The sequence below is a fragment of the Pseudomonas machongensis genome, assembly GCF_034961125.1.
GTDB lineage: Bacteria > Pseudomonadota > Gammaproteobacteria > Pseudomonadales > Pseudomonadaceae > Aquipseudomonas > Aquipseudomonas machongensis.
Genome location: NZ_JAYFUI010000028.1, coordinates 1 through 553, shown reverse-complemented (window position 1 = coordinate 553; position 553 = coordinate 1). Strand labels below are relative to the sequence as shown.

Here is a 553-nt window from a genome sequence, read left to right as displayed (position 1 = left end):
TTCAGCCTCGCCTTAGGGACCGACTAACCCTGCGTCGATTAACGTTGCGCAGGAAACCTTGGTCTTTCGGCGTGCGAGTTTTTCACTCGCATTGTCGTTACTCATGTCAGCATTCGCACTTCTGATACCTCCAGCAAGCTTCTCAACTCACCTTCACAGGCTTACAGAACGCTCCTCTACCGCATCACCAGAGGTGATACCCGTAGCTTCGGTGCATGGTTTGAGCCCCGTTACATCTTCCGCGCAGGCCGACTCGACTAGTGAGCTATTACGCTTTCTTTAAAGGGTGGCTGCTTCTAAGCCAACCTCCTAGCTGTCTAAGCCTTCCCACATCGTTTCCCACTTAACCATGACTTTGGGACCTTAGCTGACGGTCTGGGTTGTTTCCCTTTTCACGACGGACGTGAGCACCCGCCGTGTGTCTCCCATGCTCGGCACTTGCTGGTATTCGGAGTTTGCATCGGTTTGGTAAGTCGGGATGACCCCCTAGCCGAAACAGTGCTCTACCCCCAGCAGTGATACATGAGGCGCTACCTAAATAGCTTTCGAGGAG

1 rRNA gene is annotated in these 553 nt (G+C 53.3%); it reads right to left on the bottom strand.

The window, feature by feature from the left end:
• Window positions 1-553: ribosomal RNA gene (locus tag VA602_RS00545) — 23S ribosomal RNA — on the bottom strand; the annotation flags it as partial.